The sequence below is a fragment of the Micromonospora sp. IBHARD003 genome (genome assembly GCF_056106285.1).
The window spans coordinates 4194365-4217382 of record NZ_JBWBBX010000001.1 but is presented as its reverse complement, the minus strand read 5'-3'; the positions used below and the strand labels follow the sequence as shown (position 1 = coordinate 4217382).

The following is a 23018-nucleotide window of genomic DNA, read 5'->3' as shown; positions in this document are numbered from 1 at the left end:
CTACTCGGGCAGGTGCTCCGGGGGCCCGAAATCGGGGCTGGTGAAGTCGGGGCTGGTGAACGTCGGGCGGGATGACGACGATGAGCCCTCGCTCGGACTCGAGAAGTCCGGGCCGCTGTAGCCCACCTTGGGGATCCGGTTGACCGTGCGCGGGGGCGGAGACGCGGCCGGGTCGGAACGCGGATCGGCCAGGGCCGTCCGCAGGAACGGGACGAACCCCCGCTCCAGGAGGGCGTGCCGCCAGGCCTCACGGGCCCGCGCCACCTCCGCCACCTCGTCGGGAAGCTCCGCGCTCGTCTCCTCGGCGGGCACCTGGGTCGCACTGTTGCGCAGAGCGGTGATCAGCAGTCCGATGGCGGCCGCCAGGAGACTCGCGGCCGTGAGCGCCCCGAAGAACCAGCCGGCCGTCAGCAGGGTCTGCGCGAACGAGGGTTCAGGGTCGAGCGCCTTCAGGACGTAGCCCACGAAGAGCAGGATGACTGCCGCGGTGGCCGCGAGCACCGGTGCCAGAACGGTGAGCACCGCGCCGATGCCTGCCCCGGTCCCCGGCTCGTACGCGTCCGCCACGGCCGGGCCCGGCACCGGACCGCCGTCGGACGACAGGGCGGGCGAGCGCAGTTCCTCGCGGACCTTGACGAAGTACTCGTACTCCGCGGCGGCAGCGCCGGCTATGACGGCGGTGGCGTTGAGCGCCATGGTGCGGAGCTGTTCGGCGTTGAGCCGCTCTCCGAGAGCGGCAAGGTCCGGACGGTTGTGGGCGTTGCGCAGCGCGTCGTCGAGGACGCGCTCGTATTCGGCGCGGTCCTCGGTCAGCAGGTGCGGAGCGCTGTTCATGTGCATCCCCCGATGCTCCGTAGGGCCGGATTGCCCGCATGGGTGGGCGGTTGGGCGGAAACGGAGGAGAGCCTGCTACGGATATGCCGATGGTAGAGCGGTCAAGGCAGGGGGTGACAGAGGGTTTCCGGAAATCGCCTGCGCGGGATTGCCTCAGTGGGCCCTCAGTCGGCCAGCGGAAGCTCGACGACCAGCAGCTTTCCGGCCATGGTCACTCCGCCGTCCATCGCGATGGCCAGTCCGTCCGCATACACGTGGGGACCTTCGACGCGCGGGCCCGAGGTGTCCTCGCCGTCCGCCGCGTCCTCGGTGCCGACCTGCCCGAGCAGATAGGGGATGGGGCTGTGGCCGTGGACGACGCGCGTGCCGCCGTAGGCGGCGAGCAGTTCCCGTACGGCATCCGGGCCGTCGTCGTCACGGAAGGAGAAGCGCTTGGTGAACTTGCGGAAGAGGTCCCAGCACTCGTCCGCGTCGTTGCGGTTGAGGATCTCCTGGACGGTCTCGTTGACGTCCTCGATCGTGGTGCCGTACTCGAGGTAGGCGGTCGTGTCGGAGTGCAGCAGCAGGTGCCCGTCCTCCTCGGCCACGGCGTCCAGCCGGGACATCCACTGGAGGTGGACGTCCTGGAGCCGGTCCATGTCGTTCTTCTGGCCCCCGTTGAGGAGCCAGGCGGCCTGGAACGTGGCGGTTCCGGCGCCGGAGCTGACCGGGGTGTCCCCGAAGCGCTTGGCACCGATGAGCAGCAGCTCGTGATTGCCCATCAGGGCCTTGCAGTAGCCGCCTGCCGCCGCGGCCTCCGCGGAGAGCCGCATGACGAGGTCGATGACACCGATCCCGTCGGGGCCGCGGTCGGTGAAGTCGCCGAGGAACCAGAGTCTGGTGTTGCCGGCGGACCAGTTGCCGTCGGCGTCGATCAGCCCGGCCTCGGCGAGCGCGGCGACGAGCTCGTCGAGGTAGCCGTGCACATCGCCGACGACGTAGAGGGGGCCCGGACCGTCGGCGGCCGGATTCGGCTCCTCGACGGGCGTGACGACCACCTGGACGGTGTCACCGCGGCGGCTGATCACGGGCAGGTCCCGTTCGGTGGGCGTGTAGCCCTCCGGCGGCTCGTCGTCGGGATGGGCATTGCCGGGGTGGCCCTGGGCTTCGCCGGGTACGCCGCCCTGGACGTCATGGGATGCGCCGGGGTGAGCGTCGCCGGGAGCCGCGGAGTCGGTGCCCTGCGGGAGCGGGAGCGGGAGCGGGAGCGGGAGCGGGTGAGGCGCGGGGTCGCCGGCGGCGTCCGCCGGCACCTGTTCGGGAAGCGGGGCCTGGGACTGCACCGGGACCTGCGCGTACGGAGGCACCCGGAAGTCACGCAACGTCGCCGTCCGCACCACGGGTCCCTGACCGGCCCCCTGAGTCATCGACCCCTCCACCACCGTCGCGCCGCCGTACACCGCCGGACCGTCCTGGTCGGGGGGGCCCGCGGTGTCGTGCGCCCATCATAGGAATGCGGCCCGTGTTGTGTGATGCACCAGGGGTGCTGAATCCGGGTATACCCCGGGTTCTCTGACTGTTTAGCCCCAATTGTGCTGGTCCGGTCCGGAGATGACGTCATCCGCGGGCGGTCGGACCGGAAGGCCCGGGCCCCGGCCCCGGACACATCACTAGTCCGGCGAGGGCGACCGAGGAGGGCTCACCGTGGTCCGGGGGGAGCGCCGTTGGGAAGAGGTGCGGACGATCAGCTCCGTCGGTATCACCTGCTCGACCGGGCCCCCGTCGTCGATGCCCTCGATGGCGTCGATGAGCAGCTGGACGACGGCGGTGCCGATCCGCCGGGGCTTGAGCGAGAGGGTGGTGATGGGCGGCTCGGTGCTGGCGTACACCATGGACTCGCTGCAGCACACCAGCAGCAGGTCGTCGGGGACGCGCAGCCCGTAGCGCCTGGCGGCTGCCAGCAGATCGGTGCCGTTGGGGTCGAAGAGCCCGTAGACCGCGTCGGGGCGGTCAGGCCGGGCGAGCAGCCGGTCGGCGGCGATGGCTCCCGCACAGGGGTCGTGCGCCGGGTAGGCCTCGTAGACGGGGTCCTGGCCGACGCGTTCGCACCAGTCGAGGTACGCCGTGGTCGACAGACGGGTGTAGGTGTCGGTGCTCGTGCCGGTGAGCAGGCCGATGCGGCGGGCGCCGGCGGCGGCGAGATGGTCCAGCAGATCGAGCACGGCGGCTTCGTGGTCGTTGTCGACCCAGGCGGTGACGGGGAGTGTGCCGGCCGGCCGGCCGTCGGAGACCACGGGCAGGCCCTGGCGGACCAGCTCGGTGACCACCGGGTCGTGGTCCGACGGGTCGATGACGACGGTGCCGTCGAGGGCGACGTTGGACCAGACGTCATGGCGAGAGGTGGCCGGAAGGATGACGAGGGCGTAGCCGCGGGCGAGCGCCGCGGAGGTCGCGGCTCTCGCCATCTCGGCGAAGTAGGCGAACTCGGTGAAGGTGAAAGGTTCATCCCCGTAGGTCGTCACCGTCAGACCGATGAGGCCCGACTTGCCGGTACGGAGCGTGCGGGCCGCGGCCGACGGCCGGTAGCCCAGCCGGTCGGCGACCTCGCGGACATGGCGGCGTGTGGCGTCCGGGAGCCTGCCCTTGCCGTTGAGGGCGTCGGAGACAGTCGTGATGGAGACACCGGCTGCGGCGGCCACGTCCCGGATGCCCGCCCGACCTTGCCGCCGGCCCCGGCGCGATGTCTCTGTCCGGCTCACCTGGTGCTTCCCTGCTGCTGTCATGGCGAGCCGATAGTAGGGGGATGACGTGCGGTTGGTCCGGTCGCATATGCAGCCGTTGACAGACACGTTTCTGCATGGCATCGGCACCATAATTGCCTTTGAAACAAAGGAAGTTGGGGGGATGTCCGGTGGTCTTATGGTCGTCGACGGGCATGGGCCTGTTGATGGCCCGATGTTTCGAAGAGGTCTCAACTCACTACTACGGGTGATGCGCGCCACGGAGTGAGCCACCGGCGCGCATATGAGAAGAAGCGCTCCCCCCTGCCTCATGGGATTCCGGGTCCGCCCATTCGCAGCGGCCGGGAATCCTCATATGGTGAGCAGTATTGGTGAGCAGTATTGACGAGTGCGTACGAGGGTCGAGGAGGACCTGCGGTGAGCGAGACAAGCCCCAAGCTTCGCGCCGAGCTGGACGGCATCCCCACCTACAAGCCGGGAAAGCCCGCCGCGGCCGGCGGTGAAGGGCCCGCCGCCTTCAAGCTCTCCTCCAACGAGAATCCGTATCCGCCGCTGCCCGGCGTGATGGAGTCGGCCCTCGCCGCGGCGGCGGCCTTCAACCGGTACCCGGACATGGCCTGCACCGGGCTGATGAACGAGCTCGCCGACCGCTTCGGTGTGCCGCTGTCCCACCTGGCTACCGGCACCGGTTCGGTCGGCGTCGCCCAGCAGCTGATCCAGGCGACCGCGGGTCCGGGTGACGAGGTCATGTACGCCTGGCGGTCCTTCGAGGCGTACCCGATCATCACGCGGATCAGTGGTGCCACCCCGGTCCAGGTCCCGCTGACGTCGGGTGATGTGCACGATCTGGACGCGATGGCGGACGCGGTGACCGACCGGACCCGGTTGATTTTCGTCTGCAACCCCAACAACCCCACCGGCACGGTGGTGCACCGTGCCGAGCTGGAGCGCTTCCTCGACCGCGTGCCCTCCGATGTGCTGGTGGTGCTGGACGAGGCCTACCGCGAGTTCATCAGGGACGCCGAGGTCCCCGACGGAATCGAGATCTACCGGAACCGTCCGAACGTCGCTGTGCTCCGCACCTTCTCCAAGGCTTACGGGCTGGCCGGCCTGCGGGTCGGCTTCGCGATCGCCCATGAGCCGGTGGCTGCCGCCCTGCGCAAGACGGCGGTGCCCTTCGGTGTGAGCCAGCTCGCCCAGGACGCGGCGGTCGCCTCGCTGCAGGCCGAGGACGAACTGCTCGGGCGGGTCGGCGCACTGGTCGCCGAGCGGGGCCGGGTGTACGAGGGCCTGCTGAAGCAGGGCTGGACGGTGCCGCCGACCCAGGCGAACTTCGTCTGGATGCGGCTCGGCGAGCGTGCGGCCGACTTCGCCGCCGCGTGCGAGCGGGCGGGTGTCGTGGTGCGGCCGTTCGCGGGTGAGGGTGTGCGCGTCACCATCGGCGAGTGCGAGGCGAACGATGTGTTCCTGCACACGGCGGAGGCGTTCCGCAAGGAGATGTAGGGCCCTTTCCGCACCGGTGAGGACCGCCCGGGCGGGATCCGGATGCCGTCGGCCGTTGGCGACCTCCCCCAGCCTCCGGCCGGGGGGACCCCCGCCGTGAGCAGCAGCTCACGGGGGCGGTCCGCTGTTCGCGGGCCGGATCCGCCCTGGTCGACCGCTCACCCACAGGGAGGGGGACCCGCTCGTCAGTGCGGATTTCGGATACGGCATAATTGCTTGTGAATGTGAACGCGTTCACAAGCGCGCCTTGAATATCCCGGAATGGGCGGGATCCGAGGGGTGGGCTGGCGTGGCTGCATCGGCAACGTGACCACGGTGACTCGTGACAACGGCGATCCGTGACCGCGATGACGTGACCACGCCGATTGTGACCACGCCGACGTAAGGAGGACGACGTGGACCTGGCCCTGGCGCCGGAGACTCTGGCGCGCTGGCAGTTCGGCATCACCACCGTCTACCACTTCCTCTTCGTGCCCCTGACGATCTCGCTCGCCGCCCTGACGGCGGGGCTGCAGACGGCCTGGGTGCGCACGGAGAAGGAGAAGTACCTCAAGGCGACCAAGTTCTGGGGCAAGCTCTTCCTGATCAACATCGCGATGGGTGTGGTCACCGGCATCGTGCAGGAGTTCCAGTTCGGTATGAACTGGTCCGACTACTCCCGCTTCGTCGGCGATGTCTTCGGCGCTCCCCTCGCCTTCGAGGCACTGATCGCCTTCTTCTTCGAGTCGACCTTCATCGGCCTGTGGATCTTCGGCTGGGACAAGCTCCCGAAGAGGATCCATCTCGCCTGCATCTGGATGGTCTCCATCGGCACGGTCCTGTCGGCGTACTTCATCCTGGCCGCCAACTCCTGGATGCAGCACCCGGTCGGCTACCGGATCAACAAGGAGACCGGCCGGGCGGAACTCACCGACTTCTGGCTGGTCCTGACCCAGAACACCGCCCTCACCCAGGCCTTCCACACCCTCTCCGCGGCCTTCCTGACCGGGGGCGCGTTCATGGTCGGCATCGCGGCCTTCCATCTGAGGCGGAAGAAGCACGTCCCGGTGATGAAGACCTCCCTGCGGCTCGGTCTGGTCACGGTCGTCATCGCGGGGATGCTCACTGCGCTCAGCGGCGACTTCCTCGGCAAGGTCATGTTTAAGCAGCAGCCGATGAAGATGGCCGCGGCCGAGGCGCTGTGGGACGGCGAGCGGCCCGCACCCTTCTCCGTGTTCGCGTACGGCGATGTGGACAAGGGCCACAACAAGGTCGCGATAGAGATCCCCGGTCTGCTGTCCTTCCTGGCCAACGACGACTTCACCTCGTACGTACCGGGGATCAACGACACCAACAAGGCCGAGCAGGAGAAGTACGGGCCCGGTGACTACCGGCCCAACATCCCCGTCACCTACTGGGGCTTCCGCTGGATGATCGGCTTCGGCATGGCGTCCTTCGCCCTCGGTATGGCCGGGCTCTGGCTGACCCGCAAGAAGTTCCTGCTGCCGCGCGCGCTGAGGGTCGGTGAGGACGAGGTGCCGCATGTCGTGCTGTTCAGGAAGCCGCTCGGCGCGAAGCTCAGCGGGCTCTACTGGCTCGCGGCGGTCTGGACCCTCGGCTTCCCGCTGATCGCCAACTCCTGGGGCTGGATCTTCACGGAGATGGGGCGTCAGCCCTGGGTCGTGTACGGCGTGCTGCGCACCCGCGACGCGGTCTCCCCCGGTGTCTCCCAGGCAGAGGTGCTCACCTCGATGACCGTCTTCACGGCGCTGTACGCGGTGCTCGCCGTGATCGAGGTCAGGCTGCTGGTGAAGTACGTCAAGGCGGGGCCGCCCGAACTCACCGAAGCCGACCTCAACCCGCCCACCAAGATCGGCGGCGACGACCGTGACGCCGACCGGCCGATGGCCTTCTCGTACTGAGTCCGAGGACTGGAGCTGAGGCATGGAACTCCACGACATCTGGTTCGTCGTCATCGCCGTCCTGTGGACCGGCTACTTCTTTCTCGAGGGCTTCGACTTCGGGATCGGCGTCCTGACGAAGCTGCTCGCCCGTGACAGGGCGGAGAAGCGTGTTCTCATCAACACGATCGGCCCCGTCTGGGACGGAAACGAGGTGTGGCTGCTCTCGGCCGGCGGTGCGACCTTCGCCGCCTTCCCCGACTGGTACGCCACCCTCTTCTCGGGCTTCTATCTGCCCCTGCTGATGATCCTGGTCTGCCTGATCGTGCGGGGCGTCGCGTTCGAGTACCGGGTGAAGCGACCCGAGGAGCGCTGGCAGCGCAACTGGGAGCACGCCATCTTCTGGACCTCGCTGGTACCGGCCGTGCTCTGGGGTGTGGCCTTCGGCAACATCGTGCGGGGCGTGAAGATCGACGCGGAGATGGAGTACGTCGGCACGTTCGGCGATCTGCTCAATCCGTACGCACTGCTCGGCGGCCTGGTCACGCTGTCCCTGTTCACCTTCCACGGCACGGTGTTCGCCGCGCTGAAGACCGTGGGGGACATCCGGGAGCGTGCCCGCCGGCTGGCACTGGTGCTCGGGCCGGTCGCGGCGGTCCTGGCCGTGGGCTTCCTGGGCTGGACCCAGGCGGACAAGGGTGACGGCACCAGCCTGGTCGCGATGGCCGTCGCAGCGGTCGCGCTGATCGGAGCCATCGGAGCGATCCGGATGGGACGCGAGGGATGGTCGTTCGCCCTGTCGGGCGTCACCATCGCGGCCGCGGTCGCGATGCTGTTCCTGACGCTGTTTCCGAACGTCATGCCGTCGTCGCTCAACGAGGCATGGAGCCTGACGGTGACCAACGCCTCGTCGAGCCCCTACACGCTGAAGATCATGACCTGGTGTGCGGTGATCGCCACACCCGTGGTGATGCTCTACCAGGGCTGGACGTACTGGGTCTTCCGGAAGCGGATCGGCACCCAGCACATCGCCGGTCCGCACTGAGCCTGGCACCCGGACAGCCGGCTCGCCGGTCCGTCGTCGGCCGCCGCCCATGAGGAGGGGATGTTTCACGTGAAACCCGTCGACCCGCGTCTGCTGCGGTACGCCCGGGCCACCCGCCTGTTCATGGCGGCGGTGGTGGTTCTCGGCGCGGCCGGAGCGGCGCTGGTCGTCGCCCAGGCGATGCTCATCGCCGAGGTGGTGGTGGGGGCGTTCCAGAAGGGCATGGACGCCTCCGCACTGGGGACCCAGCTGGCCCTGCTGGCCGCGGTCGCGGCCGGCCGGGCGCTGGTGACCTGGCTGACCGAACTGGCGGCGCACCGGGCGAGTGCGGCGGTCAAGAGCGAACTGCGGATGCGGCTCCTGGAACGGGCGGCGGAACTCGGGCCGCACTGGCTGAGCCGTCAGCGCACCGGGTCGCTGGTGGCCCTCGCCATGCGCGGGGTCGACGCACTCGACGACTACTTCGCGCGCTATCTGCCGCAGCTGGGGCTCGCGGTGGTCGTTCCCGTGGCGGTGCTGGCGCGGATCGTCACCGAGGACTGGGTCTCGGCGGCGATCATCGCCGGAACGCTGCCGCTGATCCCGGTTTTCATGGTGCTGATCGGCTGGGCCACCGAAGCCAGGATGAAGCGTCAGTGGACGCTGCTGACCCGGCTGTCCGGGCACTTCCTGGATGTGGTCGCGGGGCTGCCGACGCTGAAGGTGTTCGGGCGGGCGAAGGCACAGGCCGAGTCGATCAGGAGGATCACGGGGGAGTACCGGCGGGCGACGCTGGGAACGCTGCGGATCGCGTTCCTGTCGTCGTTCGCGCTGGAGCTGCTGTCGACGCTCTCGGTGGCGCTGGTGGCGGTCGGCATCGGTATGCGGCTCGTCCATGGCGAGCTCGACCTCTTCACGGGCCTGGTGGTGCTCATCCTCGCGCCGGAGGCGTATCTGCCGATACGGCAGGTCGGGGCGCAGTACCACGCGGCGGCCGAGGGGCTCTCCGCCGCGGAGGAGATTTTCGAGGTGCTGGAGGAGCCGGTCCCCACGGCAGGTACCGGGACCGTGCCGGGGTCGCGCGGGATCCGGTTGGAGCTGGACTCGGTGACCGTATGGCACAAGGGGCGTTCGGCGCCCGCGCTGGAAGGTGCCTCACTGGCCGTACGGGACGGAGAGACCGTCGCCCTGGTCGGGCCGAGCGGGGCCGGGAAGTCGACCCTGCTGGATGTGGTGCTGGGGTTCGTCCGCCCGGACGAGGGAGCGGTACGGATCGGCGCCGCCGGGGGCCGGGACGGGGACCTGGATCTGGCTGGCGTGGACCTCGAGGCGTGGCGTGAACGGATCGCCTGGGTGCCCCAGCGGCCGTACCTCTTCGCCGGGACCATCGCCGAGAACGTCCGGCTGGCACGGCCCGGGGCCGACGACGCCGAAGTCGAGGCGGCGCTGAGGGACGCGGGAGCCCATGACTTCGTGGCCCGGCTGCCGCACGGTGCCGGGACGCCACTGGGCGAGGACGGTACGGGCCTGTCAGCCGGGCAGCGGCAGCGGCTCGCGCTGGCCCGGGCCTTTCTCGCCGACCGGCCACTGCTGCTGCTCGACGAGCCGACCGCCGCGCTGGACGGGGAGACGGAGTCGGGCATCGTGGACGCGGTGCGGCGGCTGTCGGCCGGACGTACGGTGCTGCTGGTCGTCCACCGGCCAGCCCTGCTGGCCCTCGCCGACCGGGTGGTGGAGCTGCGTGCCCCCGAGCCGTCGGATTCCCCCGCTCCCCCCGCTGTTCCCGGCGCTCCCGCTGCGCAGGCCCGGAGCCTGCCGGCTGCCCGGATCGAGGGGGACCACGCCGCCGCGTATGCCACCGTCGACAGCGGCCGGGTCGATCCGGAGCGGGGGGAGGCACCGGACCGGGGCACGCTGCCTGAGCGGTACGGGGCGGAGGCCGCCGCCGCTGATTCGACGGCCCGTGCGTCGGCCGACGCGGATTCCCCCGGTGCACAGCCGCGGACGCCGGGCGTCCTGGCGCGGGTGCGGGCGATGGCCGGAGGGCTGCGCGGGCGGCTGGTGCTGGCACTGGTGCTCGGTAGCCTCGCGCTGGGGTCCGCCGTGGGACTGATGGCCGTGTCCGGCTGGCTGATCTCACGGGCATCCGAGCAGCCACCGGTCCTCTATCTGATGGTGGCGGTGACGGCGACGCGGGCGTTCGGTATCGGTCGCGCGGTCTTCCGCTACGCCGAGCGGCTGGTGTCGCATGACGCCGTGCTGTCGATGCTCGCCGAAGTGCGGGTCGCCGTGTACCGGCGGCTGGAGCGCATCGCGCCGGCCGGGCTGCGCAGCACCCGCCGCGGCGATGTGCTGTCCCGGCTCGTCGCCGATGTGGACGCGCTGCAGGACTACTGGCTGCGCTGGCTGCTGCCGGTGGGCGCGGCCGTACTCGTCGGAGCCGCCTCCGTCGGCTTCACGGCCTGGTTGCTGCCCGAAGCCGGCGCCGTGCTCGCGGCCGGGCTCCTGGTCGCCGGGGTGGCCGTGCCGCTGGTCAGCGGGGCGTGCGCGAGGCGTGCCGAGCGCAGCCTCTCCCCCGCGCGCGGTGTGCTCGCGACCCGGATCGTCGATCTGCTGCGCGGCGCAGCCGAGCTGACCGTGGCCGGTGCGCTCAGGGCGCGGCTCACCGCGGTGCGCGAGGCCGACGCCGCCCTCACCCGGATCGCTTCGCGGGCCGCGTCCGCCGGTGCGCTCGGCGGCGGCCTCTCCGCCCTCGCCTGCGGTCTGACCGTCACGCTCGCCGCGTACACGGGCGTCGTGGCCGTGCACGCCGGCCGGATCGAAGGCGTCGAACTCGCCGTCGTCGTGCTGACCCCGCTGGCCGCGTTCGAGGCGGTCACCGGACTCCCGCTCGCGGTGCAGTACCGGCAGCGCGTCAGGAGGAGCGCCGAGCGGGTCCTCGAGGTGATCGACGCCCCGGTGCCCGTACACGAGCCCCGGGACCCGGCCCCGGCGCCCGCCTGCCCGTTCCCGCTCGAGGTCCGCGGTCTCGCCGCCCGCCACCCGGGTCAGCAGCACGACGCCCTCGGCGGCCTCGATCTGACGCTCACAGCCGGCAAGCGGGTCGCCGTTGTCGGCGCATCGGGTGCGGGCAAGACCACGCTCGCCCAGGTGCTGCTGCGCTTCCTCGACCCGCGGGAGGGCGGTTACCGGCTCGGCGGTACGGACGCGGCCGCGCTGGACGGCGACACCGTCCGCCGCTTCGTCGGACTGTGCGCGCAGGACGCCCACGTCTTCGACAGCTCCATCCGGGAGAACCTCAGACTCGCCCGCACCGGTGCCTCCGAGGCCGAGCTGCGGGAGGCGCTTGCCGGGGCGCGGCTCCTGGAATGGGCAGAGGGTCTGCCCGACGGTCTGGACACCCTGGTGGGCGAACACGGTGCCCGGCTCTCCGGCGGCCAGCGCCAGCGCCTCGCCCTCGCCCGGGCGCTGCTCGCCGACTTCCCCGTGCTGCTGCTCGACGAGCCGGCCGAGCACCTGGACCTGGCCACGGCGGACGCACTCACCGCCGATCTGCTGGCCGCGACCCAGGGGCGCACCACCGTGCTGATCACCCACCGGCTCCGCGGCCTCGACGCCGTCGACGAGGTGCTGGTCCTGGAGGACGGCCGGACCGTCCAGCGGGGGCCGTACGCCGAGCTGGCCGCGGCGGACGGACCGTTGCGCCGGATGCTGGAGCGGGAACGCGCCGCCGAGCTGCTCGCCGACCGTCACGTCAATCCGACTTTCCAGGCCATATAGGGCTTATTACTCTCGGGGGCATGACAGCGCCCGCACCACGGGATCCGGACCCTCCCCAGGACCCCACGGGCCGCCCGGACGCCGAGACCGAAGCGATCGGCGCCCGGCGGTACGAGGCGGCCCGGCAGCGTGAGCGCTGGATCGACGGATCGGTCGCGGTGACCACCGCCCTGCTCGCCGGGGGCGACGTCGACGACGCACTCGCCGTGGTGGCGGAGCAGGCGCGCAGGCTCGCCGCAGCGGCCGCCGGAATCGTGCTGCTGCCGGCGGCGGACGGTGGTCTGGAAGTCGTCGCCGTCTCCTCCGCGCGGCCGGCCGGGGCTCCCGGCGACGTCATCCCGGCGGACAGTGCGGCCGTGGTGTCGCTGCTTGCCGGAGAAGCGGTGTTCACCGCCGACGCCGACACCGATCCGCGCATGCCGACCGGGCTGAGGGGCGGGTACGGCCCGAGCATGCTGCTGCCGCTGCGCAGGGGCGGCCGGGTCCTCGGGGCGCTGGCCATGTCGCGGGAGCGGGGAGCGCGCCGGTTCACCGGGACCGAGCGCACCCTCGCCGCGCAGTTCGCCTCCCAGGCGGCGCTGGCCCTGATGATGGCCGAGGCGCAGCGTGACCGCGAACGGCTCTTCGTCTACGAAGACCGGGACCGGATCGCCCGGGACCTCCATGACCTGGTGATCCAGCGGCTGTTCGCCACCGGGATGATGCTGGAGAGCGCACAGCGCAAGTCACTCGCTCCGGACGTGCAGGAGTGCCTCGCCAAGGCGGTCGACGAACTGGACCTGACCATCCAGGAGATCCGTACCGCGGTCTTCGCGTTGCAACAGGGGCCGGTGGAGGCGCCGTCGGGCCTGTGCACGCGCGTGCTGAGGGAGATCAACACGGTGGCCGTCCCCCTCGGGTTCACGCCGTCGCACCGATTCCTCGGGCCGGTGGACTCGGTGGTCGGCGAGCTGCCGGGCAGGAATCTGATCGCGGCAGTGAGGGAGGCGCTCTCTTCTGCCTTCCGGCACGCGCGGGCGACCCGTATCGAGGTCGTCGTCGACGCGACCGTACGACTGCCGGCGGCGTCAGGCGCCGCGGAGGCCCGCGGGGTGCGGCTCTCGGTCGCGGACGACGGCGTGGGACGTGCGGGCGACGGCGTCCGCGGCGGGCTGGGCACACTGCGGCGGAGGGCCGAATCGCTGGGCGGATCGAGCTGGTGCGAACCGGGGATCGCGCAGGACGGCTGCGGCACCACGGTGATCTGGGAAGTGCCGCTGCAACCGCGGCCGGAAGCGGGCGACGGCGACGAAGTCCGCGACGGCGAGGGCGACGGCGGCGGGGGCGAGCGCTCGCGCGCCCGGAAAGAACGTCCGGACACGACCTGACGGGGGCCGGGTCGCGGTATCGCGCCGGGATTGGGCCGGTTGGTGGTACGACACCGGCGAAATGCCGCACATCGGAAAAAGGCGGTGTGACGATCCGTGAATGGGCCACCAACACCGCGACGGGTACCGGCTGCTGCTTGTGGCGCTGACGTGCCTGATGCTGGTCCTGCCCGTACCCCCGGCCGCCGCCGGCGACGGACCGACCGTCAGCGCCCGGGTGGCCCGGCTGTACGAGGAGGCGTCGAAGGCGTCCGCGTCGTACGAGCGGGGCCGGCACGCGGCCGATGTCGAGCGTGCCCGCACCGAGCGGATCCAGGAGCAGTTGATGTTGCGGCGCCGTGAACTGGCGTGGCTGCACGACAGGATCGGCATGGTCGCCCGCGCCCAGTACCGCAGCGGGGGATCGCTGGCGGTCACGGCCAAGCTGCTGCTCGCCGACGACCCGGACGAGATGATGCGCGGATGGCAGCTGGCCTGGCGGATGGAGCTGACCGTGAACCGGCTGCTGGACGACGCCAGAAAAGCCGAACTCCGCAGCGCCCGGGCCGAGGAGAGAGCGCGTGCCGCACTGCTCGACCTCGAGTCACGTGCCGCGCGGCTGGCCTCGATCAAGCGGGGCATCGAGACCAAACTGCAGACGGCGCAGTGGATGCTGCAGGGCCAGGCCAACCGCTCTGCTGCCGCCGGGCAGTGCGCCGGAGCGGTCCGGCTCGACCAGCCGCCGCTGGACGGCGACGGCCCCAACTGGGTGCCGCCGGTGGAGAACTACACGTTGTCGGCCGGTTTCGACAAGGCGGGGGAACGCTGGGCACACCGGCACACCGGACAGGACTTCGCGGTCGGCATCGGCACGCCGGTGCGGGCGGTCGGAGACGGCAAGGTCGTCTCCGTGTCCTGCGGAGGGGGCTTCGGCATCGAGATCGTCATCCAGCACGACGACGGCTGGTACACGCAGTACGCGCATCTCGCCGCGGTCACCGTCGACCAGGGGGAGTGGGTGCGCACCGGCGAGCGGATCGCCCAGTCGGGTACCACCGGGAACTCCACGGGGCCCCATCTGCACTTCGAGACACGGGTCACGCCGTATCTGGGGTCCGGGGTCGACCCGGTGGGCTGGCTGGCCGACCGCGGCGTCTGGGTGTAGTCCGGCTCGTCCGCGCGAGCGCGCCGTCGTCCGGCTCGTGCAGGTCCCCGCGGTGCCGTCGTGCGCCCTCAGGCCCGGTGCGCGGCGAGGATCTGCTCGATGACCACGGCGACCCCGTCCTCGTTGTTGGCGACGGTCCGCCCCGACGCCGCGGCGATGACGTCCGGATGGGCGTTGCCCATCGCGTACGACCTGCCGGCCCAGGTCAGCATCTCCACATCGTTGGGCATGTCCCCGAACGCCACGACCTCGTCCGACGAGATCCCGCGCTCGGCGCAGCACAGCGCGAGCGTGGAGGCCTTGGAGACGCCTTTGCCGCTGATCTCCAGCAGCGCGCTGGGGCTGGAGCGGGTGAACGAGGCAAGGTCTCCCGCGGCCGTCCTCGCCAGGGTCAGGAATCCGTCGGGGGACAGCCGCGGGTGCTGGGCGAGCAGCTTGAGCACCGGTGCCGCGGGGTCCGGGCCGTCGTCGCTGAGCAGCTTCTCGGCGGTGCCGACGGTGGCACCCGGGTCGACATGGAAGGGCGGATAGTCCGGCTCGTAGTGGATGCCCGTGCTCAGTTCGACGGCGAAGGCGGTGCCCGGGGCCGCGTCGCGGAGCGTCCTGACGACCCCGAGCGCGGTCTCCCGCTCCAGCGGGCGCGCCTCCAGCAGCCGGCCGCCGGAATGCAGATCGACGACGGCGGCCCCGTTCGCGCAGATCGCCAGACCATGGCCGTGGACGTGGTCGCTGACGACATCCATCCAGCGGGCCGGGCGGCCGGTGACGAAGAAGACCTCTATGCCGGCCTCCTCGGCTGCGGCGAGCGCGGCGATGGTGCGGTCCGAGACGGACTTGTCGTCGCGCAGCAGGGTGCCGTCGAGGTCCGTGGCGATCAGCCGGACGGTCATGGGCAGCGGGAGTGGATCGTTAGCCGAGGTCACCAACGTATTCTCGCGTATCTGGCCGCACGGGCGTGCGGGAGGGCGCACATATGAGTATCCGGTAAGTGCGCGGTACGAAATCACTGGTCAGAGCCGCTCGGGTACGCTCCGGAGTCATCGGGGGGCAGTTCCCCGGCCGACGTACGCTCGTCGTCATGAGTCTGCGTCTGAGCACCGTGATCCTTCCCACCGACCGCTGGCACGGGGGCGGCCGTGCCGCGTGGCAGCGAGCCGAGGAACTGGGGTTCCTGGCCGCCTACACGTACGACCACCTCTCCTGGCGGACCTTCCGGGACGGGCCGTGGTTCGGCGCCGTGCCCACACTCACCGCCGCCGCCACGGCGACCGAACGGCTGCGCCTGGGGACCCTCGTCACCTCGCCGAACTTCCGGCACCCGGTGACGCTGGCGAAGGAGCTGATCTCGCTCGACGACATCTCGGGCGGCCGGATCACCCTCGGCATCGGCGCGGGCGGCAACGGCTTCGACGCCACCGCGCTCGGTCAGGAGGCGTGGACTCCACGTGAGCGGGCCGACCGGTTCGGTGAGTTCGTGGGGCTGCTCGACCGGCTGCTCACCGAGGACGCCGTCTCGCAGCAGGGCACGTTCTATTCGGCGGACGAGGCCCGCAACATCCCCGGCTGTGTCCAGCGGCCCCGGCTGCCGTTCGCGGTCGCCGCGACCGGGCCGCGCGGGCTGAAGCTGGCCGCCCGGTACGGGCAGGCGTGGGTGACGACGGGCGACCCGAAGCTGTACGAGGAGGGCACCCCGGAGCAGTCGGTGGCGGCGCTGCGCGGTCAGGTCGAGAAGCTCGGCAAGGCGTGCGCGGACGCCGGACGCGACATGGCCGAGCTGGACAAGATCCTGCTGACCGGGTTCACACCCGAGCGCAGCACGATCCTCGGCTCCCTGGACGCCTTCGTCGACTTCGCGGGGCGCCACCAGGAGCTCGGCTTCACCGAGATCGTGATCCACTGGCCCATCCCGGACTCGGACTTCGCCGCCGATCCGACCGTCTTCGAACGCATCGCCACCGAGGCCCTCGCCCAGCTCCGCTGAGCGGTCGTCGCCGCCAAGGTCCGGCGTGGTCGTCGTCGACGGCGCCGGACCGCCGATGGGCAGGACGGACCCGCCGACAGAGGGTTCACGTTGCCGGGAAGCGCAGGAACTCGGGCGGGACCGCGTCCGCGAGCCAGACGCCGTTGGCGCTGACCCGGAACACATGACCGGCCCGGTGCATCGCACCCGCGTCCACGGAGAGGACGACCGGGCGGCCACGGCGTGCCCCGACACGGGTCGCGGTCTCGCGGTCCGGTGAGAGGTGCACATGGTGGCGAGCCATGGGGCGCAGGCCCTCGGCGCGGATCGCGTCCAGATGGCGGGCGACGGTGCCGTGGTAGAGGTACGGGGGCGGCTCGGCCGCCGGCAGGTCCAGATCGACCTCGACGGTGTGCCCCTGGTTGGCCCGGATCCGGTCGCCGTCGATCGTGTAGCGCCGTTTGTCGTTGGCCGCGACGACATGGTCCAGCTCGGACCGGGTGAAGGGGAAACCGTGCGCGGCCGCGGCGCGCATCAGCTCGTCGATCGCGACCCAGCCGTTCGCATCGAGAGTGATGCCGATCCGCTCGGGCTGGTGCCGCAGGTGCTTCGAGAGGTACTTCGACACTTTGACGGTGCGTCTTTCGTCCATGCTGTCGCTCATCCCGTCAGAGTGCCCGCGGCCGTCGGCCGGCGCCATGAGATTTCATCCGGAAGATTGCCTTCCAGATGTTTGGTCCACAGCCAAGTGCGTTATCCACAAGGGCAATTGGCGATCCTGTGGACAACGCCCGCCAGCGTCACATCATTTGATCAACTCCACCGCTCTTCTGCTGAATTGTGGCCAATGAGTCCAATGTCCGGGCATGAAGCTCCCGTTCGGTCGCCGCAGTGACAAAGGCTTCCGTGTTGTGCGGTCCAACCAGGCGTTCCACGGCCCGGATTGTCGTGACGGGGAGCGTCACGGAACGTGTTTCCTTGTCACGTTCCGGCAGATCCTCGGCTCTGAGGTGCCGCTCCAGCTGCCGGGTCGCGAACATCCGCATGGCGCGGGCCAGTTCGGCCTCGACCGACTGCTGGGCCAGCGGCCGCAGCCGCCTCACCATGGACGCCGCCTCGGCCGCCTCCGAGTCGGTCGGTGGCCGGTGGCCCAGATAGCGGGCGAAGACGTGTTCGGTCGTGAACTCCAGGAAGCGGGAAGCGATATGTTCCACATGCCCGCGAAGTTCGCGCAGATGCCGGGAGATCGCGGCGAGGGGCACCCCGGCCGTGTACAACTCGGCTGCGACGGACAGCTCTTGGGGACTCGGAACGAGAAACTCGTCGTCCCGGCCGGAGATGCGCTCCAGAACGCCGAGCTCCAGCGCCTCCGATATGAGTGCATCATCCGGAATTCCCCTGAATGTCTCGCACAGTTCGGCGCGGGTGACGCGGTCCGCCACCTCGTTGGTCCACGGCCCCTGGACCTCGGCGACCAGCCCGAGTACCCCGCCGAGCCCCCGCCCGGTGTCCCAGGCCTCCAGCAACTCCTTGATCGAGGCCAGGGTGTAGCCCCGGTCCAGGAGATCGGCGATCTGCCGCAGCCGCGCCAGATGCGCGTCGCCGTACACATTGGACCGCCCGCGCCGCTCCGGCTTGGGCAGCAGCCCGCGGTCCTGATAGGCGCGGATCGTACGGACGGTGGCGCCGCTGTGATGCGCCAGGTCCTCGATGCGGTATTCGACCCGGTACGCGGCCGTGGCATCCCCGGACACGATCGCGCTCACAGCCGTGGTTCCCAGCGGGCTATCGCCCGCAGCGCTCCCGGGTACACCCGGGACAACAGCCGGGCACCCCGGGCCTCCGGCGTCACCGGCACCACCGCCTCGTTCTTCAGCACCGCGCGCAGCACGGCGTCGGCGACCTTCTCCGGTGGGTAGTTGCGCAGGCGGTACCACCGCGCGGACTGCCGCTGCCGGCGGCGCTGCTCCTCCTCACCGACCCCGGCGAAGCGCGCGGTTGCCGTGATGTTCGTGTTCACGATGCCGGGGCAGATCGCGGAGACCCCGATGTCCCGGCCCGCCAGCTCGGCTCGCAGACATTCGCTGAGCATCAGCACCGCGGCCTTCGACGTGGCGTACGCAGGGAGGACACGGGAAGGCTGAAACGCGGCGGCCGAGGCGATGTTGACGATGTGGCCGCCCTGGCCCCGCTCGGTCATCTGCCGGCCGAATATCCGTGAACCGTTGATGACGCCCCACAGATTGACGTCGAGGACCCTGCGCCAGTCCTCACCCGTGGTGTCGAAGAACGAGCCCGAGAGTCCGATCCCCGCGTTGTTGACGAGCACATCGACGATGCCGTACTCACCGGCGACCTTTCCGGCGAGCTTCTCCAGCGCCTGCTCGTCACCGACGTCCGCCTGCTCGGCCCAGGCCGCGGGAGCGCCGGTCAGCCTCGCCCTGTCCGCTGTCCTGGCAGCACCCGCGGCGTCCACATCGACGGCGACGACGCGTGCCCCCGCCTCGGCGAAGGCCAGTGCCGTAGCCCGTCCGATCCCGCTCGCCGCGCCCGTCACCAGCACCAGCTGGCCGCCGAACCGCTCGGCGTACGCCGCGGGAACGGACCGCGTACCGGCCGCCCGGCGCAGACCCGCCGCACCGCCCGACCCGGTCGCCGGCTCCCCGCCGGCCTCGTTCGCCGTGACGAAATCGGTGATCCACGAGGCCAGTTGGTCGGGTCGGGTACGGGGCACCCAGTGCTTGGCGGGCAGGGTCCTGCGCACCAGCCCGGGAGCCCACCGGCCGAGGTCGTCGTAGAGCCGTTCGGAGAGGAACGCGTCCCCGGTCGGAGTGATCAGCTGGACCGGCACATGGGCGTAGGCGTCGGTGCGGGGGCGGCGCAGCCGGGCGCGCACGTTGTCACGGTAGAGCCATGCCCCGTGCGCGGCGTCGGACGGCAGCGAAGCCGTCGGATAGTCGCCGCCGGGCACCTTCTCCACCCGCCGCAGGATCCCCGGCCACCGCTTGCCGAGCGGTCCGCGCCAGGCCAGCTCGGGCAGGGCGGGCGTATGCAGCAGATACACGTACCAGGACTTGGCTCCCTGGCCGAGGAGCTGGCCGATCCGGCGCGGGGTCGGCCGCGCCACCCGCTGTTTGATCCAGTGCCCGAAGTGGTCGAGCGAGGGCCCGGACATCGAGGTGAACGAGGCGATGCGGCCCTTGGTCCGGCCGACCGTGACGAATTCCCACGCCTGCACGGATCCCCAGTCGTGCCCCACCAGATGTACCGGGCGGTCCGGGCTGACCGTGTCCGCGACCGCCAGGAAGTCGTCCGTCAGCTTCTCCAGCGTGAACCCGCCGCGCAGCGGCACCGGTGCCGTCGAGCGGCCGTGCCCCCTGACGTCGTACAACACCACATGGAAGCTCGTCGCCAGCCGGGTCGCGACCTGTGACCACACCTCCTTGCTGTCCGGATAGCCGTGGACCAGCACCACCGTCGGCCGGTCCGCGTCACCGAGCTCCGCGACGCACAGCTCGATGCCGCCCGTCCGCACCCGTCGTTCGCGAGCACCCTCGAGCCCCATGCCCACACCACCCCTTCGTCAGCCGGCCCCGCACCTGCGGCAGATCGCCGTCCAGGCTCCGACCGGCACGCGCTCCCACACGGGTCCGGGAGCCGTGACGAGCGGGATCTCCCCTCGGACTCCCGGCCTCTGCCCGCCCCTGCTCGCGGTACGTGTTCGTCATGTGACAGTGATGAATGTGACAATGCCCGGCGGCTGCGTCAAGGGACGTTGCACGGGCCTGTGGAAAACTCCCGCCTCAACTCCGGCCTCGACTCCGGCCCCAACTCCGTTCGCCACACCGGCCGCAGCCCTGGCCGGGACCCCGGCTGCAACCCCCGCCACCACCCCGGTCCTCTCCTCCTGCGGCGTTGCTCCCCTACGGGGGCGTACGTCTCGAGTCTGATGCCGATCCAGCCGTCAGGGCTGACGCCCTCTGTGGGGTGCGCCACTACCTTCGAAGCGTGACTGTGATCGTGACCGAAAGCCTCAGCAAGCGGTTCCCCCGGGTGACCGCGCTTGACCGGCTCTCCCTGGACATCGGGCCCGGTGTGACCGGACTGGTGGGTGCCAACGGAGCCGGCAAGTCCACACTGATCAAGATCCTTCTGGGTCTGTCCCCCGCCACGGAGGGCCGCGCCGAAGTGCTCGGCATGGACGTCGCCACCTCCGGTGCGGCCATCCGCGAACGCGTCGGCTACATGCCCGAGCACGACTGTCTGCCACCGGACGTGTCCGCGACGGAGTTCGTCGTCCACATGGCGCGCATGTCCGGGCTGCCGCCGACCGCGGCCCGCGAGCGCACCGCCGACACCCTGCGCCACGTCGGCCTCTACGAGGAGCGGTACCGTCCCATCGGCGGCTACTCGACGGGCATGAAGCAGCGGGTCAAGCTCGCCCAGGCGCTGGTCCACGACCCGCAGCTGGTCCTGCTCGACGAGCCGACCAACGGTCTCGACCCGGTCGGCCGTGACGAGATGCTCGGCCTGATCCGCCGCGTCTACACCGACTTCGGCATCTCCGTGCTCGTCACCTCCCACCTGCTGGGCGAGCTCGAGCGCACCTGTGACCACGTGGTCGTCGTGGACGGCGGCACCCTGCTGCGCTCCAGCTCCACCAGCGACTTCACCCAGATCACGACCACCCTCGCGGTCGAGGTCACCGACAGCGACACCCACCCCGACGGGGCGGCGGCACTCCGCAAGGCCCTGACGGCCGCCGGGGTCACCCTGCACGCCGGGGTCGAGGAGGGCCTGCCGGGCGCGGGCCACATCCTCCTGCTGGAAGCGACCGGCGAGGAGACCTACGACATCGTCCGCGACACCGTCGCCTCGCTCGGCCTCGGACTCGTACGGATGGAACAGCGCCGCCACCACATCGCGGAGGTCTTCCGTCCGCAGGCAGCGGCCCAGCCCATGGAGGTCCCGGCGCGATGAGCACCCCGACACCCCGCACCGTGGACGACCGCGGCAACGCCACCCGCATCCACAACATCGGCTACCGCAGCTACGACGGCGCCCGGCTGGGCCGTGCGTACGCCCGCCGCTCGCTCTACTCGCAGTCCCTGCGCGGCGCGTACGGACTGGGCCGCAGCGCCAAGTCCAAGGTGCTGCCGATGATCCTCTTCGCCGTGATGTGCGTACCGGCGGCGATCATCGTCGCCGTGGCGGTCGCCACCAAGATGACCGACCTGCCGATGGACTACACGCGCTACGCGATCACCATGCAGGCGGTCATCGGCCTCTATCTGGCCGCGCAGGCCCCGCAGTCGGTCTCCCGGGACCTGAGGTTCAAGACGGTGCCGCTGTACTTCTCGCGCCCGATCGAGCGGGTGGACTACGTCCTCGCCAAGTTCGGCGCCATGGCATCCGCGCTGTTCGTGCTCACCGGTGTGCCGCTGCTGATCCTGTACATCGGATCGCTGCTCGCGAAGATGGACTTCGCCGACCAGACCAAGGGCCTGGCCCAGGGACTGGTGTCCGTGGCCCTGCTGTCGCTGCTGTTCGGCGGTCTGGGCCTGGTCATGGCGGCGCTCACCCCCCGCCGCGGCTTCGGCGTCGCCGCCGTCATCGCCACCCTGACCCTCTCCTACGGGGCGGTGTCCACGGTCCAGATCATCGCCAGCGAGACCGGATCCACCGGCGCGGTGCAGTGGCTCGGGCTCTTCTCGCCCATCACGCTCATCGACGGAGTGCAGACCGCCTTCCTCGGCGCGAGCACCGCCTTCCCCAGCGGTCACGGGCCCGGCACCGGCGCCGGCGTGGTCTATCTGCTGGTCGTCCTCGCGCTGATCCTCGGTTCCTACGCCGTACTGATGCGCCGCTACCGAAAGGTCGGGCTGTGACAACCCTCACCATCGACCACACCTCGCGCTGGTTCGGCAACGTGGTCGCCGTCAACGACGTGACCATGGAGATCGGTCCGGGCGTGACCGGGCTCCTCGGCCCCAACGGCGCGGGCAAGTCCACACTCATCAACATGATGGGTGGTTTCCTCGCCCCCTCCACGGGCACCGTCACCCTCGACGGGCAGCCGATCTGGCGCAACGAGTCGGTCTACCGGCAGATCGGGGTCGTGCCCGAGCGCGAAGCCATGTACGACTTCCTCACCGGCCGGGAATTCGTCGTCGCCAACGCCGAGTTGCACGGACTCGGCGCCAAGGAGGCCCAGCGGGCCCTGGCGACGGTCGAGATGGAGTACGCGCAGGACCGCAAGATCGCGACGTACAGCAAGGGCATGCGCCAGCGGGTCAAGATGGCCTCCGCCCTGGTCCACCAGCCCAGCGTGCTGCTCCTCGACGAGCCGTTCAACGGCATGGACCCGCGTCAGCGGATGCAGCTGATGGATCTGCTGCGCAGGATGGGCGCCGAGGGCCGTACGGTCCTGTTCTCCTCGCACATCCTGGAGGAGGTCGAGCAACTCGCCTCGCACATCGAGGTGATCGTGGCCGGACGGCATGCCGCGAGCGGCGACTTCCGCAAGATCCGGCGCCTGATGACGGACCGGCCGCACCGCTATCTGGTCCGCTCCAGCGACGACCGGGCGCTCGCCGCAGCGCTGATCGCCGACCCGTCGACGGCGGGCATCGAAGTGGACATGCACGAAGGCGCGTTGCGGATCCAGGCGGTCGACTTCGGACGCTTCACGGAACTCCTGCCGAAGGTCGCCCGTGAGCACTCGATCCGGCTGCTGACCGTGTCGCCGTCGGACGAGTCCCTCGAATCGGTCTTCTCGTACCTCGTAGCGGCCTGAAAGGAGCCAT

Annotated in this window: 17 protein-coding genes and 1 pseudogene; 11 read left to right on the top strand and 7 right to left on the bottom strand. The window is 70.6% G+C overall.

Annotation, left to right across the window (positions count from 1 at the left end; translation table 11 throughout):
- From ACTWOL_RS18735 to ACTWOL_RS18725, 3 genes are all read right to left on the bottom strand, one after another.
- Complete coding sequence (locus tag ACTWOL_RS18735) at nucleotides 1–840, bottom strand: hypothetical protein (protein ID WP_474297883.1); 840 nt, start codon at nucleotides 838–840, stop codon at nucleotides 1–3.
- A 158-nt stretch (nucleotides 841–998) separates the two neighbouring features.
- A complete protein-coding gene (locus tag ACTWOL_RS18730) occupies nucleotides 999–2240 on the bottom strand; it encodes a metallophosphoesterase (protein ID WP_474297882.1) in 1242 nt (413 codons plus the stop codon).
- Between the two features lie 243 nt (nucleotides 2241–2483).
- Nucleotides 2484–3512, bottom strand: coding sequence for a LacI family DNA-binding transcriptional regulator (locus tag ACTWOL_RS18725; protein WP_474297881.1), 1029 nt, complete (start codon nucleotides 3510–3512; stop codon nucleotides 2484–2486).
- Nucleotides 3513–3971: 459 nt separating this feature from the next.
- Between ACTWOL_RS18725 and hisC the strand changes: the two genes are divergently transcribed.
- The 7 genes and pseudogenes from hisC (at nucleotide 3972) to ACTWOL_RS18690 (ending at nucleotide 14252) form a co-directional block, all read left to right on the top strand.
- Nucleotides 3972–5057: a histidinol-phosphate transaminase gene (hisC, locus tag ACTWOL_RS18720; RefSeq protein ID WP_474297880.1), complete on the top strand. Its 1086-nt coding sequence runs from the start codon at nucleotides 3972–3974 to the stop codon at nucleotides 5055–5057.
- 395 nt (nucleotides 5058–5452) lie between these two features.
- Nucleotides 5453–6958, top strand: a complete 1506-nt coding sequence (locus tag ACTWOL_RS18715; RefSeq protein WP_474297879.1) for a cytochrome ubiquinol oxidase subunit I — start codon at nucleotides 5453–5455, stop codon at nucleotides 6956–6958.
- Between the two features lie 22 nt (nucleotides 6959–6980).
- Nucleotides 6981–7982: a cytochrome d ubiquinol oxidase subunit II gene (cydB, locus tag ACTWOL_RS18710; protein WP_474297878.1), complete on the top strand. Its 1002-nt coding sequence runs from the start codon at nucleotides 6981–6983 to the stop codon at nucleotides 7980–7982.
- A 60-nt stretch (nucleotides 7983–8042) separates the two neighbouring features.
- Nucleotides 8043–9764 (top strand): annotated as a pseudogene (gene cydD, locus ACTWOL_RS18705) (thiol reductant ABC exporter subunit CydD); the annotation flags it as partial.
- Between the two features lie 231 nt (nucleotides 9765–9995).
- Nucleotides 9996–11741 carry a thiol reductant ABC exporter subunit CydC gene (gene cydC, locus ACTWOL_RS18700; protein ID WP_474301193.1) on the top strand — a complete coding sequence of 582 codons (1746 nt, stop codon included), beginning with the start codon at nucleotides 9996–9998 and terminating at the stop codon, nucleotides 11739–11741.
- Nucleotides 11742–11761: 20 nt separating this feature from the next.
- The gene (locus ACTWOL_RS18695; protein WP_474297877.1) at nucleotides 11762–13108 is read left to right on the top strand and encodes a GAF domain-containing sensor histidine kinase; all 1347 of its coding nucleotides are present in this window, start codon (nucleotides 11762–11764) and stop codon (nucleotides 13106–13108) included.
- Between the two features lie 100 nt (nucleotides 13109–13208).
- Complete coding sequence (locus ACTWOL_RS18690) at nucleotides 13209–14252, top strand: M23 family metallopeptidase (RefSeq protein WP_474297876.1); 1044 nt, start codon at nucleotides 13209–13211, stop codon at nucleotides 14250–14252.
- A 68-nt stretch (nucleotides 14253–14320) separates the two neighbouring features.
- Here the strand turns inward: ACTWOL_RS18690 and ACTWOL_RS18685 are convergent, their stop codons facing one another.
- Nucleotides 14321–15175 carry an HAD hydrolase family protein gene (locus tag ACTWOL_RS18685; protein ID WP_474297875.1) on the bottom strand — a complete coding sequence of 285 codons (855 nt, stop codon included), beginning with the start codon at nucleotides 15173–15175 and terminating at the stop codon, nucleotides 14321–14323.
- A gap of 155 nt (nucleotides 15176–15330) precedes the next feature.
- Between ACTWOL_RS18685 and ACTWOL_RS18680 the strand changes: the two genes are divergently transcribed.
- A complete protein-coding gene (locus ACTWOL_RS18680) occupies nucleotides 15331–16233 on the top strand; it encodes an LLM class flavin-dependent oxidoreductase (RefSeq protein WP_474297874.1) in 903 nt (300 codons plus the stop codon).
- An 85-nt stretch (nucleotides 16234–16318) separates the two neighbouring features.
- Here the strand turns inward: ACTWOL_RS18680 and ACTWOL_RS18675 are convergent, their stop codons facing one another.
- The 3 genes from ACTWOL_RS18675 to ACTWOL_RS18665 form a co-directional block, all read right to left on the bottom strand.
- Entirely contained in the window at nucleotides 16319–16876 is a 558-nt protein-coding gene (locus ACTWOL_RS18675) for an RNA 2'-phosphotransferase (protein WP_474297873.1), read from the bottom strand.
- A 136-nt stretch (nucleotides 16877–17012) separates the two neighbouring features.
- Nucleotides 17013–17978: a MerR family transcriptional regulator gene (locus ACTWOL_RS18670; protein ID WP_474297872.1), complete on the bottom strand. Its 966-nt coding sequence runs from the start codon at nucleotides 17976–17978 to the stop codon at nucleotides 17013–17015.
- Nucleotides 17975–19777 carry an SDR family oxidoreductase gene (locus tag ACTWOL_RS18665; RefSeq protein ID WP_474297871.1) on the bottom strand — a complete coding sequence of 601 codons (1803 nt, stop codon included), beginning with the start codon at nucleotides 19775–19777 and terminating at the stop codon, nucleotides 17975–17977. Before ACTWOL_RS18665 ends, ACTWOL_RS18670 begins: the two co-directional genes overlap by 4 nt.
- Nucleotides 19778–20220: 443 nt before the next feature.
- Between ACTWOL_RS18665 and ACTWOL_RS18660 the strand changes: the two genes are divergently transcribed.
- The 3 genes from ACTWOL_RS18660 to ACTWOL_RS18650 are packed head-to-tail and all read left to right on the top strand — an operon-like array spanning nucleotide 20221 to nucleotide 23008.
- The gene (locus ACTWOL_RS18660) at nucleotides 20221–21192 is read left to right on the top strand and encodes an ABC transporter ATP-binding protein (protein ID WP_474297870.1); all 972 of its coding nucleotides are present in this window, start codon (nucleotides 20221–20223) and stop codon (nucleotides 21190–21192) included.
- A complete protein-coding gene (locus tag ACTWOL_RS18655) occupies nucleotides 21189–22100 on the top strand; it encodes a hypothetical protein (protein ID WP_474297869.1) in 912 nt (303 codons plus the stop codon). Before ACTWOL_RS18660 ends, ACTWOL_RS18655 begins: the two co-directional genes overlap by 4 nt.
- A complete protein-coding gene (locus tag ACTWOL_RS18650; protein ID WP_474297868.1) occupies nucleotides 22097–23008 on the top strand; it encodes an ABC transporter ATP-binding protein in 912 nt (303 codons plus the stop codon). Before ACTWOL_RS18655 ends, ACTWOL_RS18650 begins: the two co-directional genes overlap by 4 nt.
- Nucleotides 23009–23018 lie beyond the last annotated feature (10 nt).

Excerpts from the sequence above, each read along its gene's own strand:
- ACTWOL_RS18735 (WP_474297883.1), bottom strand. The coding sequence starts at position 840 with ATGCACATGAACAGCGCTCCGCACCTGCTGACCGAGGACCGCGCCGAA.
- ACTWOL_RS18730 (WP_474297882.1), bottom strand. The coding sequence starts at position 2,240 with ATGACTCAGGGGGCCGGTCAGGGACCCGTGGTGCGGACGGCGACGTTG.
- cydB (WP_474297878.1), top strand. The coding sequence starts at position 6,981 with ATGGAACTCCACGACATCTGGTTCGTCGTCATCGCCGTCCTGTGGACC.
- cydC (WP_474301193.1), top strand. The coding sequence starts at position 9,996 with ATGGCCGGAGGGCTGCGCGGGCGGCTGGTGCTGGCACTGGTGCTCGGT.
- ACTWOL_RS18695 (WP_474297877.1), top strand. The coding sequence starts at position 11,762 with ATGACAGCGCCCGCACCACGGGATCCGGACCCTCCCCAGGACCCCACG.
- ACTWOL_RS18690 (WP_474297876.1), top strand. The coding sequence starts at position 13,209 with ATGGGCCACCAACACCGCGACGGGTACCGGCTGCTGCTTGTGGCGCTG.
- ACTWOL_RS18680 (WP_474297874.1), top strand. The coding sequence starts at position 15,331 with ATGAGTCTGCGTCTGAGCACCGTGATCCTTCCCACCGACCGCTGGCAC.
- ACTWOL_RS18675 (WP_474297873.1), bottom strand. The coding sequence starts at position 16,876 with ATGAGCGACAGCATGGACGAAAGACGCACCGTCAAAGTGTCGAAGTAC.
- ACTWOL_RS18665 (WP_474297871.1), bottom strand. The coding sequence starts at position 19,777 with ATGGGGCTCGAGGGTGCTCGCGAACGACGGGTGCGGACGGGCGGCATC.
- ACTWOL_RS18655 (WP_474297869.1), top strand. The coding sequence starts at position 21,189 with ATGAGCACCCCGACACCCCGCACCGTGGACGACCGCGGCAACGCCACC.